General features: G+C 71.7%; 12 protein-coding genes. 4 read left to right on the top strand and 8 right to left on the bottom strand.

Going from position 1 to position 14,212, the window contains the following annotated elements:
• Positions 1–11: 11 nt before the first annotated feature.
• Entirely contained in the window at positions 12–3,401 is a 3,390-nt protein-coding gene (locus KALB_RS29405; protein ID WP_148309712.1) for a hypothetical protein, read from the top strand.
• Here the strand turns inward: KALB_RS29405 and KALB_RS29400 are convergent.
• Entirely contained in the window at positions 3,356–4,348 is a 993-nt protein-coding gene (locus tag KALB_RS29400; RefSeq protein WP_025359263.1) for a phosphotransferase family protein, read from the bottom strand. The two genes, KALB_RS29405 and KALB_RS29400, sit on opposite strands and share 46 nt — an antisense overlap.
• A gap of 76 nt (positions 4,349–4,424) precedes the next feature.
• Between KALB_RS29400 and KALB_RS47820 the strand changes: the two genes are divergently transcribed.
• Complete coding sequence (locus tag KALB_RS47820) at positions 4,425–4,586, top strand: hypothetical protein (RefSeq protein ID WP_158510840.1); 162 nt, start codon at positions 4,425–4,427, stop codon at positions 4,584–4,586.
• Position 4,587: 1 nt separating this feature from the next.
• Here the strand turns inward: KALB_RS47820 and KALB_RS50115 are convergent, their stop codons facing one another.
• Positions 4,588–4,851: a VOC family protein gene (locus tag KALB_RS50115; RefSeq protein WP_338033876.1), complete on the bottom strand. Its 264-nt coding sequence runs from the start codon at positions 4,849–4,851 to the stop codon at positions 4,588–4,590.
• A 13-nt stretch (positions 4,852–4,864) separates the two neighbouring features.
• Positions 4,865–5,272, bottom strand: a complete 408-nt coding sequence (locus tag KALB_RS29390; RefSeq protein WP_025359262.1) for a YccF domain-containing protein — start codon at positions 5,270–5,272, stop codon at positions 4,865–4,867.
• A 128-nt stretch (positions 5,273–5,400) separates the two neighbouring features.
• Between KALB_RS29390 and KALB_RS29385 the strand changes: the two genes are divergently transcribed.
• Positions 5,401–6,291, top strand: coding sequence for a right-handed parallel beta-helix repeat-containing protein (locus KALB_RS29385; protein WP_025359261.1), 891 nt, complete (start codon positions 5,401–5,403; stop codon positions 6,289–6,291).
• A gap of 3 nt (positions 6,292–6,294) precedes the next feature.
• Here KALB_RS29385 and KALB_RS29380 read toward each other — a convergent pair whose 3' ends face one another.
• Positions 6,295–6,921 (bottom strand): hypothetical protein, encoded by a 627-nt coding sequence (locus KALB_RS29380; protein WP_025359260.1) that lies wholly within the window; start codon positions 6,919–6,921, stop codon positions 6,295–6,297.
• Between the two features lie 226 nt (positions 6,922–7,147).
• Between KALB_RS29380 and KALB_RS29375 the strand changes: the two genes are divergently transcribed.
• Complete coding sequence (locus KALB_RS29375) at positions 7,148–7,936, top strand: DUF1684 domain-containing protein (RefSeq protein ID WP_025359259.1); 789 nt, start codon at positions 7,148–7,150, stop codon at positions 7,934–7,936.
• Between the two features lie 4 nt (positions 7,937–7,940).
• On the opposite strand, the gene KALB_RS29370 is transcribed toward KALB_RS29375, so the two are convergent.
• Genes KALB_RS29370 through KALB_RS29355 form a run of 4 tightly spaced genes read right to left on the bottom strand, consistent with a single transcriptional unit; the run spans position 7,941 to position 14,182 of the window.
• Positions 7,941–8,849: a CE1 family esterase gene (locus KALB_RS29370; RefSeq protein ID WP_025359258.1), complete on the bottom strand. Its 909-nt coding sequence runs from the start codon at positions 8,847–8,849 to the stop codon at positions 7,941–7,943.
• 11 nt (positions 8,850–8,860) lie between these two features.
• Positions 8,861–9,538 (bottom strand): FadR/GntR family transcriptional regulator, encoded by a 678-nt coding sequence (locus KALB_RS29365; protein WP_051912904.1) that lies wholly within the window; start codon positions 9,536–9,538, stop codon positions 8,861–8,863.
• Between the two features lie 59 nt (positions 9,539–9,597).
• Positions 9,598–13,689: a non-ribosomal peptide synthetase gene (locus KALB_RS29360; protein ID WP_025359256.1), complete on the bottom strand. Its 4,092-nt coding sequence runs from the start codon at positions 13,687–13,689 to the stop codon at positions 9,598–9,600.
• Positions 13,673–14,182, bottom strand: coding sequence for an SET domain-containing protein-lysine N-methyltransferase (locus KALB_RS29355; RefSeq protein WP_025359255.1), 510 nt, complete (start codon positions 14,180–14,182; stop codon positions 13,673–13,675). Before KALB_RS29355 ends, KALB_RS29360 begins: the two co-directional genes overlap by 17 nt.
• Positions 14,183–14,212 lie beyond the last annotated feature (30 nt).

Here is a 14,212-nt window from a genome sequence, read left to right as displayed (position 1 = left end):
GATCTCCTACTGTGACTCACGTCAACGTTGTTGTGGCCCGGGACATCACCGGTGGCGTGAACTTCGGCGGGGCCAGACGGCGCCTGGCCGGGGTGTTGCCACACGAGCAGATGGTGCGGCGGCTGTCCACCGTGCAGGACCGCACCGTTGAGCGACCGGAGTTCGTCAGCCCCGGTATCGATCACGCCTCGGACCCGCGCAACCTGCTCGACACGCTGCGGGCCCGGCGGGGCGGCCGGGGCATCGTGCTGATCGGGGCGGCCGGGACGGGCAAGAGCCGGACCTGCTTCGAGGTGGCCGAACTGGCCGTGCGGGAGGGGATGCGCGCGCTGTACGTGCTCTCCAGTGAGCACACGGTCACCGCCGAGGACCTGATCGAGGCCGTCACCGCGGAGCCCGGCGAGGTGCTGGTGGTCATCGACTACCTCAACGACTGCCACGGGTTCGCCTACTCCGAGCTGCGCACCAGGGTGGCGCCCGCGGCCCGCGCCGAGGGCGTCACCGTGCACGTGCTGGCCTCGGCTCGGCCCGGCTGGAAACAGGCCGGAGACCTGCCCGAGGTCAAGCAGGAGTTCGACCTGGTGGAGCTGCGCGTCGACCGCGCGCACCACCGCGCGGTGTGCGCGGCGATCCTGGAGGTCGAGGCGAAGACCGCGCTGGGCCGCTACGACCGGGAGCGAGTCGAACGAGCCTGCGGGCACAAGCCGGTCATCGCCAAGCTGATCGCCCGCGAGATCGAGCGGCACGCCCTGGCCGGTGCGGAGCTCGTGGCGGAGCGGTCCGGGGACCTGCTTGGCTGGCTGCTGCGCATGTTCGCCTCCTACCAGCTCCTCGTGCCGCCCTCCGAGGACCCGCTCAGGCCGGTCCCGCCCGGGGAACGGGTGCGCGGGGCGGTCGCGGTGGTGGCCGCCTGCCCCCAGCCCCGTGACGCCGTGGAGCAGGTCGCGGCGACCGTGCTCGACGGGGACCCGGTCGCGGCGCAGGGCTGCGTGGACATGTTGCTGCGCATGGGATGGGTGGAGCAGGAGGAGGTCAACCTCGTTGTCGTGCACGACATCGTGGTGGACACGCTGTTGGCGCAGACGTTGCTCGACGAGTTCACCGATCGGGTGCGCGAGCAGTTCGCGGACACCCTGCTGGCGCCCGCGGTGCGGGACGCGCGCACGGCCAGCCGGTTCGTGCTGCACCTGAACCGGCTCACCCGGGATCTGGCCGAGGGGCGTGCGCGGCACCTGGCGGAGTACTGCCAGCGGTGGCTGCGCGGCAACGCCGTCGACCTGGGCGCCACCCTGTTGGAGGAGGCACAGGCCAGCGGGTTCGCCCTGGGCACGCTGCTCAACGGGGAACCGTGGGCGGAGGCCGCCATCGAGTGCTGGTCCGAGCTGGTCGGCCCGTGGCTGGCCAAGTACGGACGGACCCAGCAGGCGCGTCACCTGTACGCCAAGGGCCTCTACATGGCGCCCGCGGAGCGCGCGAGCTACCTCGCCGAGGACGCCATCACCTGGCTGACCGAGCACGGCACCAAGCCCAACGCCGCGTTCGTGCTCAGCGGCCTGCTGCACCAGAACGGGCTCGGCCCGCACAAGCACATCGTGACCAGGCACGCCCTGGACTGGGCGAGGCGGCACAGCGAACGGGTCGAGGCGCAGTTCGTGCTCACCTCACTGCTGGTCAGCGTCGAGCCAGGGCACGAACGGACGCTGGTCGTGGAGTTCGCGCGCCGCTGGCTCAAGCACCACCATGGCCGGGACGACGCGCGGTACGTGCTGGGCCTGCTGATCCCGCTCGACCTCGGCCTGGCCACCAAGGAGATCCTCGCGCGGGCGCTGACCTGGCTGGAACTGCACTCCGGGGCGGTCGCGTCCATGGTGCTCAGCGCCCTGCTGCGCGCCCGCGGTACCGTGGCCACGGAGCGGGCCCTGTCGTGGTTGGCGGAGCACCACAAGCTGCCCGCCGCGCACCACGTCCTGCAACCGTTGCTGGCCAGCGGCGAGGCAGGTGAGCTCATCGGCTGGACCGTCGCGTGGCTGCGCGACAACCTGCACCGGTTCTCCGGTGGCTTCCTGCTCAAGGTGTTGCTCGACCGGGAACTCGGCGCACACGAGGCGGAGGTGCTCGGCCTCGCGGTGCGCTGGCTGGGGGCGAACCGGACCGAGCAGGTTGCCGGGCACGTGCTGGTCAAGCTGATCGCCCGCACGGACCTCGGTGACCAGCGCCCGGTGGTGCTCGCCCACACCGACGCGTGGCTGAGGCTGTACAACGAGTCGCACTTCGCCGCCGACACCGTGATCGCCGCGCTGATCACGGCGGACTGCCCGAACATCGTCGAGCACGGCGTGGCCTGGCTGGCCGACAACCGCAAGAACGACAAGCTGCCGCTGGTGGCCACCGCCCTGCTCACCCGCAGGGACCTGGGCAGCCACCTCGACCTCGTGCAGGCCACCGCCTTCCGCTGGCTGGTCACCCACCAGGCCAACAAGCACGCCGACCTGGTCCGGGCCGGGCTGTGCACCGGTACCGCCACCGACCTGGACGCCGCCCTGGCCTGGCTCGACCGGCGCGGCCGCGTGCCCGCGGCCGGACCGCTGATCCGCCACCTGGCGCTGTACACCGAGACCGACACCGCCGAGTACGCCCTGGCCTGGCTGGGTGCGCACGGGGCCATCGCCGAGGACGGCCTGCTGCTCAAGAGATTGCTCGCCGACGAGCGCACCGCTGAGCGGGTCGTGCCCGTGGTGCTGGCCTGGTTCGACACCGAGGAGATCGTCGAACACGAGCCGCACCTCGCGGTGCTGCTGCCCTTGCTGCAACTGGACCGGCACACCGAGCGCCCCGAGGTCCGCGACCGCGCACTGCGCTGGCTGGACAGCCACGACACCGGCCAGGACGAGGTGCTGGCCCTGCTGCTGCAACGCGCCGACCTAGCCCCGGTGCGCGAACCCGTGCTGCGCCACGCCTTCACCTGGGTGCGTGCCAACCCCGCCGACCGCGACGCCTACCACGTGCTGAGCAGGCTGCTGGCCTGCCCGCACCTGGGCGACCAGGCCGCCGCCGCGATCGACCTGGCCTGCGGCTGGCTGCGGGTCCGCACGCTGCGATCCCGGGACTGCTTCGTGCTCAGCCGCCTGCTTGCCCGCGAGGACCTCGGCGAGCGGGCCGATGAGGCGGTGGAACACGCGGTGCGCTGGCTGGACAGGAACCCGTCCAGCGCCAGCGCGGGCGCGGTGCTCGGCCCGCTGCTGGCTCGCCCCGAACTTGGGCGGCACGTGCCGTTCGTGGCCGAGTGCGCCAGGCGCTGGCTGGACTCGGCGCCCGCCGAGCACAGCCACCACGCCGCGGTCGAGGACGGCCTGGCTCAGGTCGTGGCCAACTCCGTCAGCACCGACCACAGGTCCGAGTAGCTCTCCTCGACGCCCTCGGTGTTGCCCAGCCGGTGCCGCTCCAACCGGATCGCGCCGAGGGTGCGCGCGCGGTAGATCAGTGCCCTGCGCCGCGCGGACCAGCTGTCGGCCAGCGGCCCGTAGGTGTTCCAGAACGCGTCCCGCTCGGTGCCCGGCCTGCGCTGCGCCATGAAGATCGTCCAGTCGGACTCCGGGTCGCCCCAGGAGGTCCGGTCGCAGTCGAACACCCCGGTGATCGTCGGTTCCCGCGCGTCACCGGAGATCATGGTGTTGACGATCCACAGGTCCCCGTGCAGCAGCCTCGGTTCGGTGATCTCGTCCAGCACCGCCCGTTCGCGCCGCACGAGTTCGGCCAGCTGGCGCACGTCCCCGGCGGCCAGCCCGGCCTGCTCCAGGTCGGCCGCCGTGTCCGCCAGGTACGCCAGCAGCGCATCGCTCCACCGCTCGTGCAGCGGGCCCATGACCGGGCCGAATCCCTTGCCGCGCACCGAATGTAGCCTGCGCGTGAGCGTGCCGAGCTGCTCGAAGTAGCCTGTCCAGGACGGCCGCGGGTAGGCCGACAGCCCGCCCGCCGCGGGCACCCCGTCCAACAGGGTCTGGAACAGGTAGTCCCGGCCGATCAGCTCGTGCGTGAAGTCCACCGTCAGCGTCCTGGGCAGCATCGCGGCGAGTGGCGCCAGGTAGGGCACGCTCGCGTGCTCGTTGCGCATCAGGTCGCGCTCGATGCGGTACTGCCTGGCCGGTTCCGGGGCCACCCGCAGGATCACCGGCCGCTGCCCGGCCAGCTCGACCCGGTAGGTGTTGTTGTACATGCCCTTGCCCAGTTCCTGGGCCGCCAGCACCCGCGTCCCCGCACCGAACGCCCGCGCGCACATGACCTCGACCTGTCCGGCGGTCACGCCCTGCTGGAAGGCCCCTGGCGCGCGCTCGACCGGTCTGAAGTCCATGCCGGGATGCTACGCGCTGCCACTTCCTGCAGCGCGTATTGCGTGACCGGGTCGGCCCGGTGCCAGCATGGCCGCCATGCCAAGCACAATGGTACTGATGCTCAGTTCCGCGCTGTTGCTGCCGACCTGGACCCCCACCCCGGTACCGGCCGTCAGCGGTGGGTCGAGCCTGGACGCCGTGAGCGCCGTGTCCACCAAGGACGCCTGGGCCGTGGGCATCGCCGCCGTCTCCAGCTGAGTCAGCCCGCCACCAACTCCACCTCGAAGCCCTGCGCGTCCTCCAGGTAGGCCGCGTAGTGCTGCTCGCCGCCCGCGTGCGGGTGCCGGTCACCGAACATGAGCCGCCACCCGTGCTCGGGCGCCAGCGCCGTCAGCCGGTCCACCTCCGCGCGGTCCCGCACGTGGAACGCCAGGTGGTTCAGTCCCGGCCGACACCGCTCGTGCCCTGTGCCGTCAGCGCCGGGGACTGCTCGAACACCAGGTAGGTGCCGCCCAGCCGCCAACTGCGCCCCGTGCTCAGCCAACCGTGAACGCCCCCGACCCCCGGTAGGTCCTGCTGTCCACGATCTCCTTGCCCAGTGGCACCAGCGAGACCGGGATCAGTTTGAAGTTCGCCAGCCCCAGCGGGATGCCGATGATCGTCAGGCACTGCGCGATCCCGGTCAGCAGGTGCCCCAGCGCCAGCCACCAGCCCGCCACCACGATCCACAGCACGTTGCCGATCAGCGAGCCCGCCCCCGCGTCCCGCCGGTCCACCAGGGACCGGCCGAAGGGCCACAGCGCGAAGCTCGCCATCCGGAACGAGGCCAACCCGAACGGGATCGTGATGATCAGCACGCAGCAGATCACCCCGGCCAGTGTGTACGCCAGCGCCAGCCAGAATCCGCACAGCACGAGCCAGATCAGGTTCAGCAGCGTCCTCATGCCCGTCAGTGTCCCGCACCGGAGCCCCGCGCCACGTCAGGGTTGACCCCGATTGGTCCCCTGGGACCAGTCCCAGACGCGCGGTCCTAGGTTCGGCTCCGCAGCGTCACCGACACTGGGGAGACACCATGATCAGCAGGTCCGTCGCCGGGTTCACGGCGGTGCTGGCCACCGCGCTCTGCACCTGTCCCGCCCACGCGGCCCGGCCCACCTACGGGGCGGGCCCCGCCATCCCGGCCACCTGCACCGTGCGGGCCACCAGCCAGCGACAGCTCGCCTCGGTCCAGCCCGGGGACGTGGTGTGCCTGGGCGCCGAGCTGGCCAAGTCCCGGCTCAAGATCACCAAGGGCGGCACCGCCGACAAGCCGATCACCTACGACGGCAAGGGCGGCAGCGTGGACGGCATCACCGTCGAGGCCGACAACGTGATCGTCATGAACTACACGATGAACCAGCCGCAGGCCCCCGGCATCGAGATCACCGGGAACAACATCACCCTGCAGAACAACACCGTGACCAAGCCGGTCAAGGGCGACGGCGACGGGATCCGGTTCTTCGGCAGCCACCTGAGGATCCTGCACAACACGGTCAGCGGCACCAGCAACCGCAACGGACACGCCGACTGCATGCAGACCTTCGCCAGCGACACCCCGGCCAGCCAGGACGTGCTGATCGAGGGCAACCGCTGCGAGAAGATCGACAACATGGGCCTGATGGCCGAGGGCCCCAACGACGGGGAGGGCGACGGCAAGGGCCACTCCGACCACTTCACCATCCGCGGCAACTACTACGAGACGCTCAAGGCCAGCCAGGCCCTGATGTTCGAGGACATCCAGTACGCCACGATCAGCGACAACGAGTTCGCCGCCGCGCCGACCAAGGCCATCGGACTGGCGATCCACTCCACCAACGCCCACGTCAGCGGCAACAAGGTCAGCTCGGGCATCCGCTACGAGGTGGGCATCGACAGCTCCTCCAGGAAGGGTTACGAGGGCCCCACGCCCGGCGGCCAGCCCTGAGCCTCACCCTGGGCTGACCAGCACCTCGCTGCCGACCGGCACGAAGCCCGCGGCCAGGAACGCCCGCAGCGAGCGGGCGTTGCCCGGGGCCACGGCCGCGAACGCCGGCGCGCCGACCGGTACCAGTGCCAGCGCGTCGGTGATCAGCGAGCGGCCCACGGCCCCGCCCTGCCGCTGGGGCGCGGCCTCAACGGACATCTCCACCCGCCCGGCCAGCCCGCTGGCCAGGGTCACCAGGCCCCGCTCGTCCCCGTGCACGAGGACCCCGCTGCGCTGCGCCCGGGCGTAGCGCACCCTGGGGTGGTCGTCGAGGTCGGTGCGCAGGGGCAGCCCGCCACCTCCGGTGCCACGCGCCACCAGCGTGACATCGAGGTCGCCGACCACCCCGGTGCTGCCCGCCAGCAGGAGCAGCACCTCGGGGCGCAGGGCGGCACCGAACCCGTCCAGCCCGAGCCCGTGGAAGGCCTCCCGCGGCAGGGAGGTCGCCACGGCCGCGTGCCCGGTCAGCGACACGACGGCCTGCATCCCGCCGACCAACGGTGGCAGGAACCGAACGGTTCCGTCAGCGGGCGGGAACACGCCATCGGCAGCCGCGAGCAGCACTGCCAGCAAGGGGTGTGGTTCGGGCATGCGGTGATCATGCCGGTTCTGCTCGGGACATCGCGCCTCCTTCCGCGGGTGACTGTGGGACCGCCACGACCACCGTGCGCCTTGCCCTTGGGGCCAGGTCAAGCCGCGGGGTCGGTGCAGCTCGTCCGCAGGGAGTCGCTGACGCAGAACTGACGGGTTCCCACTGGCTGGGACGCGGAACAGCTCACCCGCGCCGGCGTTTCACCTGATGACGGAAGGAGCGGTGATGAGCACCCAACTGGTCAGTGACTGGCAGGAGTGGAAGATCGCGAGGGAGCGTGACCTGGCCGACCCGTACGGCTGGCTCGCCCTGGTGTCCCTGGACTGGCTGACCGAGGTGCCGCGCGCCTACCCGGGGCTGCCCGGCCTGTGGTGGCAGGACGAGCAGGCGGCCCACCTGGACCCGCAGGGCGCCGAGGCCCGCCACGAGGGCGAGCCGGTGACCGGGCCGCGCCGGTTCGAGTTGGTGAACAGCGGGGCGGGCACCCGTGTGCTGGCCGGTGGGCTGGAGATCGAGATCGCCCGCCGCGGCGGCTACCTGATCCGCGTGCACGACCCGGAGGCCCAGGTGCTCAGGGACTTCCGCGGGGTTCCCGCCTACGAGCCGAGGCCGGAGTGGGTGCTCACCGGCCGGTTCGAGGCCTTCGACCAGCCGCGGCCGACCACCGTGGGCGCGGTGGTGGAGGGGCTGAGCCACGTCTACACCGCGCCGGGTGTGGTGCGCTTCGAGCACGAGGGCGCCGAGCACGTGCTCACCGCGTTCAACGGCAAGGACGGCGGGCTGAGCATCCTGTTCACCGACGCCACGAGCGGGGTCACCACCTACGCGGCGAACCGCTCCCTGGCGGTGCCCGCTCCCGCCGAGGACGGCACCGTGGTGCTCGACTTCACCCGTGCGGTCAACCTGCCCTGCGCCTTCACCGATTTCGCGACCTGCCCGCTGCCGCCCGAGGGCAACCGCCTGCCCTTCGCCGTGGAGGCGGGGGAGAAGTTGCCCTACGAGCGCCAGCGCTGAGGCCTCAGGGCAGCACGTGGTTGCCGAAGAACTGCCACATCAGGTCGGTCGCCTTGATCGTCTGCGTGGTGTGGCCCGGCCCGCTCTTGCTCGCGGCGCCGGGCCACGTGTGGTCCCCGCCGGTGACCTTGTAGTGCTGCACCTCGCTGCCGCCACGGCACCCGCTCCAGCGCTCGCCGGTCACGTCCTCCTTGGTGAAGAACGTGGCCGGGCCGCTGGTGCAGCCGTCACGGCCCGCCCAGCCGGTGAGCCAGTCCGGGATCGAGGGCAGCTTGCGGTCCGGGGCGCCCTGGTACGGGATGACCGAGTCGGCGGTGCCGTGGAAGTCCAGCACGGGCATCGGGCGCTGCGGGGCGCACTGCTGGCCGGTGTCGTAGAACGCCGCCGCGACGGGTGCGATCGCCGCGATCCGCGTGGACAGGCGGCAGCCCAGCACGCCCACGAACCCGCCGCCGTTGGACTTGCCGGTGGCGTAGACGCGGTGCGAGTCCACGCAGACCTGTTGCCGCAGCGAGGAGATCAGGTCCTCGGTGAACCGCACGTCATCGGCACCGGAGGAGTACGGCGCGCCCTGCCAGCCCGCCTGGCCGTTGCTGGTCGCGGTGCCCTGCGGGTACACCGTGATCGCGGGCAGCGCGTCCAGCCCCGAGTAGGTCTCGATCAACTGGTCGCTCTGGCCCCGGCCGTGGAACGCCAGCACCATCGGCACGGCCTTGCCCTGCTCGTAGTTCGCGGGCACGTGCACCAGGTAGTCGCGGTGCAGTCCACCAGAGGTGATCGATCCGCTGGCGGTGCTGCCGGGCGCCGTGGGCGGCGCGACAGAGCACCCGGTGTCCGCGGTCGGGGTGGCGTGGGTCGGTGTGCAGGCGATCGAGGCGACCACCGCGAGCACCGACAGCAGTGCTGTGCGCATGCTGTACCTCTTCAGTTGACGACGAGCCGCTTCTCGACGGCGTGCTGGATCTCGGCGAGGTGGTCGCGCATCAGGTCGTGCGCGGCCGTGGGGTCCCGGTCGGCGACCGCGTCCACGAGTGCCCGGTGCTGGCGGATGTCGCGCAGCCGGTTCGTGTAGATCTTGCGGACCTTGCTCTGCTCGCGGCTGTTGGCCACGAGCAGCGTGTCCACTACCTCGTACAGCACGGGGTTGTTGGCGGCCCTGGCCAGTTCGCGGTGGAAGTTCCAGCGCAGCGGGGCGGCGCCCTCGCCCGCGGTGTGGTTGCGGGTGGCGTCCTTGAGGACCTCGCGCAGGTGGGCCACGTCGGACTCGGTGCGGTGCCGCGCCGCGTGCGCGGCGATGCCCGGCTCCAGCACGGAGCGGGCCTGCACCAGGTCCAGGACCCGCTCCAGCGTGGGCCGGGTCAGGTTCGGGTTCGGCAGCACCGTGCGGTGCACGTTCGGGCCCACGTAGATGCCCGAGCCGTGCCGCAACTCCACCGTGCCGGTGGCCTGTAGGCGGCGCAGTGCCTCACGGATCGTCGGCGCCGTGACCTCGAACCGCTCGGCCAGGTCGCGCACCGAGGGCAGTGCCTGGCCGACCGCCAGTTCGCCGGCCAGGTCCAGGATGCCCGCCGTCAGCGAGTCCGACAGGTTCTCTCGCGCCACGGCACCTCCACTCACCAAGTCACCAAGTGACTAAATCACTTGGTGACTTGGTGGTCAAGTCAGCCAGGTCGGCCGGGGTGGCGGGGGGCTCGGTGGCGGCCGAAGCCGATCTCCACGGGGTGCACGCCCCAGAGCGTGTCGCCGAGTTCGCGGCGGCGGATGTCGTAGCCCTCGTTGCCCGCACCGGGCTCCTGGCGGCGGGTCGGGGCACCGGCGTAGCGCAGGCCGGGCTCCAGGTGCTCGCGCTTCATGACCACGCTGTGCGGCATCACCGAGGTGTACTCGCCGACCACCGCGCCGTAGAGCGGCACGGTGGCGTTGCCCAGGGTGGAGTGCGCGCCCACCCGCACGTGGCCGATCTTCAGCACGCGGTCCTCGAAGGTGTGTGCCTGGAACATGGCGTTGACGGTGGCCCCGTCGCCGAACTCCAGCATGTCGGGGTCCACGATCTGCGCGAAGCCCTCGCCGAGCACGACCCGCCTGCCGATGCGCATGCCGATGCAGCGCAGGTAGATCGGCAGCAGCAGGGTCCCCTCCAATGTGGACAGTGCCCGCCCGGCGATGAAACCCCAGGCCACATAGAGGAAGTCCCAGCGGCTGCACCAGCAGGACCACAGCGGGTGGGTGCCCTCGCGGACCCGTCCGAGCAGGCCCCACTTCAGCACCAGCACCACCAGGCACAGCCCCGCCGCGGTGGCCAGGCTGACCGCGGGCACACCCACCAGCAGGAAGGCCCAGAACGGCAGCACCGAGACCGCGACCACGCCCGCGGTCCACAACGTGAAGGCGGCCAACGGGAACAGGGGCAGGGTGAACCGCAGCCACTCCCAGAAGAAGCGGTTCACCACGCGGATCGTGGCGGGCTCGTGGGTCAGCGAGCGGTCCACGCTGACCACCTCGCGGCGCGGCAGCTCGAACGGCGGATGGCCGAACCAGGAGCTGCCCGGGCGCACCAGGCTGTCGTCGGCCACGGTGGAGATGCCGATCAGGATGTCCTCGGGCAGGCTCTGCCCTGGCGGGATCACCGCGTGGTTGCCGAGGAAGGTGTTGGCGCCCAAGGACACCTCGCCCAGCGACACCACACCCCGCTGGATGCGCGGGCCGCCAAGGTAGATGCCGTCGGCGAAGAAGGTGTCCCGGTCGATCCGCACCAGTTCGGGCACCACGTCGATGATCGTGCTGATCTCGCAGCCCGTGCCCAGGCGCATACCCGCGGCACGCAGCCACCATGGCCAGAAGATGCCGCCGCTGAGCCAGGTACCGGCCGAGTTGACCAGCCCCGACTTGAGCCACACGCGGATGTACCCCGGGCTCCACCGGCTGATCACACCGGGTGTGACGGGGCCGAGTACCTGTGCCGCAACGGCTTGCACCGCCACCGAGCCGACCAGTGCCAGGCAGGCGGACACCGCCAGCGTCACGAGCAGCGGCAGGTTGTCGGCCGGGTGGGCCAGCGCCGCGAGCAGCGACTTGTAGCTGAGGTCGAACCAGGCGCTGATCAGCACGAAGCTCAGGGTGTACGGGATGGCGGTGAACCAGCTCAGCGCGCTGTTGGCGAGGATCGTGGCCAGGCCGTGCATGCGCGGTGAGAGCTGGCGGCCCGTGCTGGTCGGCCACGGCGGGGTGGGCGCCGCACCGGCTGGTTGCGCGGGCACCCCGTCCCAGCGTTCGCCCTCGGGAACCGCGCCACCGGCGGGCAGGAAGGCCAGGGCGGACAGCCAGGAGTCGCGGCCCAGCGTGGTGTTGGGCCCCATCCCGGACCGGGTCTCCAGCGTGGCGCCCTCGTGCAGGGTGACGCTGCCGAGCACGACCTGCCCCGCGTCCAGGTGCACCAGCCCGAGCTGCACGTCCTGGCCGATGGTGACGTCGTCGCCGATCTCCAGCAGGTCCCAGCCGCCCTGCTGGAGGTTGACCCCGCGGTGGATGTGCACGCGTTTGCCGATGCGCGCGCCCAGCGCGCGCAGTGCCGTGCACTGGAACTCGGTGCCCGCGATGGTGTTCCACGGCACGAAGCGCAGGAACTGGCGCACCACCCACATCCGCACGTGGAAGCCGCTCCAGGCCGGGGCGCGCACCGCCTCGTACCGGCCGATCAGCAGCTTCTTGGCCGTGACGGCGATGGCCACGGACAGCGGGGTGAACACGGCCGTGACCAGGCTGAACAGGAGCGGGGACAGCTCGATCAGCGGTACCAGACCGAGTACGTCGGACAGCCAGGGCAGCACCCAGAAGACGGTGAAGAAGGCGACCGCGGCGCCCAGCACCAGTTCGCCGAGCAGCCACACCGACTGCGCCGCGGTGGCGGCCAGTGCGTTTCCGCTGCCGTACCTGGACTTCGCGGAGTCCGAAGTGGACTCCGGCGGCACGGCACGGCGGGCGAGTTCGCCGACCGTGCGCGCCTCGTACAGGTCGCGCACGGTGATACCGGCTGTCGCGGGCTGCTTGCGCAGCTCGGTGATGAGCATCGCGCCCGTCAGCGAGTTGCCGCCCAGCGCGGTGAAGAAGTCCTCGTCCGCGGCGGGCGGGTGGCTCAGGTTGAGCACGCGCTGCACGGCCTGGGCGATGCCCAGTGCCAGGGGGTCCTGTGGCGGGGGACCGGCGCTGCGCGGCCCGCTCGTGCCCACGGCCAACTCGGGCAGCTCGCGGCGGTTGAGCTTGCCGCTGGTGTTGCGCGGCAGCTCGGCGATCGTGCCGAACACCGCGGGCACCATGTACTCCGGCAGGGACTGCCGCAGTCCCTGCCGCAGGGACTCGTCCTCCGGCGGTGCGGCCGGGTCGACGGGCACGATGTGCGCGGCGAGCACCTGCCCGGCGCCCTCACCCTGCACCCGGCAGGCCGCCTCGCGCACGCCGGGGCAGCGCGACAGACAGGACTCGATCGCCTCCAGCTCGATCCGGTAGCCGCGCAGCTTGACCTGCGAGTCGATCCGGCCGTGGTAGAAGATCGTGCCGTCCGGCTCGGCGTGCACCAGGTCGCCGGTGCGGTAGACGCGCCCGAAACCGGGATGGCGCGGGAACTTGTCCGCGTCCAGCTCGGGCTGGTTGAGGTAGCCGACCGCCAGGCCCGGCCCGCCCATGCACAGCTCGCCGCGCTCACCGGCCAGCACCGGGTTCAGGTCCTCGTCCAGCACCCAGGCCCACATGCCGGGCACCGGCTTGCCGATCGCGACCGGTTGTCCCGCGACGATGTCCTGGCGCAGGCAGGTCACCGTGCACTCGGTGGGGCCGTAGCCGTTGACCATGCGGCGCCCGCGCGACCAGCGCTCGGCCACGTCCTCGGGCAGCGCCTCACCGCCCACGTAGAGCAGGCGCAGCGCGGGCAGTTCGGTCTCCGGGTCGGCGCACCCCGTGGCGCGCAACAGGGTCGGCGGCGGGCAGAGCACGGTGATGCGCTCCTCGCGCAGCCACGGCACCAGGTCCGGCCCCAGCCGGGCGGTCTCGTCGTCCATCGGCACGACCGTGGCGCCCGCGGCCAGCGCCAGCCACACCTCCTCCACCGAGGAGTCGTAGGCGGGGGAGGAGCCCTGCGCCACCCGGTCGTCGATGCCAAGGCCGAACTCGGCCAGGTCCCCGCCGACCAGGTTGCCCGCGCCCCGGTGGGTGATCATCACGCCCTTGGGACGGCCCGTGCTGCCCGAGGTGTAGATCAGGTACGCCAGGTCCTCCGGCTCGGGGTGCGGGGGCAGCGGGGCGGCCACCGGCAGCAGCGGCAGGTCCGCCCGGATCACCGGACCGCCATAGCCCACGCGGGCCGCCCGCTGTGCGCCCACCTCGTCGGTGATCAGCGCCCCGGCCGCGCTGTCCCGCAGGATGTGCGCGAACTGGTCGTCGGGGAAGGACGGGTCCACGCACACGTAGGCCGAGCCCGCGCGCAGCACGGCCAGCTGCGCCGCGTACAGGCGCGGGGTGGTGCGGCCCAGCAGGATCGCGGTGACGCGGCCCTGGCCGGATGCGGCCCGCACCATGCCGGCGAGCAGGTCGCTGTCCCGCTTGAGTTCCGCGTAGGTCAGGGTCTGGCGCTGTGGGCGGTCGGAGGCGGGTGGCACGTCGACCGCGAGGGCACCGGGCCAGCGTCGTGCGGAGTCCTCGAAGAACTCGCTGAGCACCGCCGGGGAACTGGTCCGGGGCCGCTGCTCAACGGTGGAGGACATAGCCGTCGCGCACCGCCTCGTCGGCCAGGTGGGGCAGCAGGTGCTCGGCCAGCAGCGGGCGCAGCCGCCGCCTGCTCTGCGCGGACAGGTGGCGGAAGCCGCTGATCCGGCCCTCGCACTGCGCGCTGCCGCAGCGGCAGTCGAAGGGCTCGGCCATCTCGTACTCGGTGGTGCCGTAGTGGAAGGTGATCTCCTGCCAGCGCTCGATCGGGCGCAGGGCGAAGAACTGCCTGCCGTCCAGCCGCACGTTGGGCTCGCAGCTGTGGTTGGTGAACCGCCAGAAGAACCGGTCCATCACCTCCTCGGTGCCGTACCTGTCCGGCAGGTCGATGTGGCTGTCGGGGCCGATCTGCACGGAGTACCGGGTGGGTACCCCGGTGATCTCCCCGTTGACCTCGAACAGGCGGCTACCGGTGGCGAAGGGCCTGCTCGCGACGATCGTGTACTCGCCGCCGGACCGCACTACCGCGACTCCGCTGTTCTCGCTGGTCATCACGTGCATCCCACCTCGGTACCGTGTTGT

The sequence above is a fragment of the Kutzneria viridogrisea DSM 43870 genome (assembly GCF_000525635.1).
In the GTDB taxonomy this organism is placed as follows: Bacteria; Actinomycetota; Actinomycetes; order Mycobacteriales; family Pseudonocardiaceae; genus Kutzneria; species Kutzneria viridogrisea.
This window is presented reverse-complemented; position numbering and strand designations above follow the sequence as displayed.

Coding starts and splice junctions, on each gene's coding strand:
- KALB_RS29400 (WP_025359263.1), bottom strand. CDS start 4,348: ATGGACTTCAGACCGGTCGAGCGCGCGCCAGGGGCCTTCCAGCAGGGC.
- KALB_RS47820 (WP_158510840.1), top strand. CDS start 4,425: ATGCCAAGCACAATGGTACTGATGCTCAGTTCCGCGCTGTTGCTGCCG.
- KALB_RS29390 (WP_025359262.1), bottom strand. CDS start 5,272: ATGAGGACGCTGCTGAACCTGATCTGGCTCGTGCTGTGCGGATTCTGG.
- KALB_RS29385 (WP_025359261.1), top strand. CDS start 5,401: ATGATCAGCAGGTCCGTCGCCGGGTTCACGGCGGTGCTGGCCACCGCG.
- KALB_RS29380 (WP_025359260.1), bottom strand. CDS start 6,921: ATGCCCGAACCACACCCCTTGCTGGCAGTGCTGCTCGCGGCTGCCGAT.
- KALB_RS29375 (WP_025359259.1), top strand. CDS start 7,148: ATGAGCACCCAACTGGTCAGTGACTGGCAGGAGTGGAAGATCGCGAGG.
- KALB_RS29370 (WP_025359258.1), bottom strand. CDS start 8,849: ATGCGCACAGCACTGCTGTCGGTGCTCGCGGTGGTCGCCTCGATCGCC.
- KALB_RS29360 (WP_025359256.1), bottom strand. CDS start 13,689: ATGTCCTCCACCGTTGAGCAGCGGCCCCGGACCAGTTCCCCGGCGGTG.
- KALB_RS29355 (WP_025359255.1), bottom strand. CDS start 14,182: ATGACCAGCGAGAACAGCGGAGTCGCGGTAGTGCGGTCCGGCGGCGAG.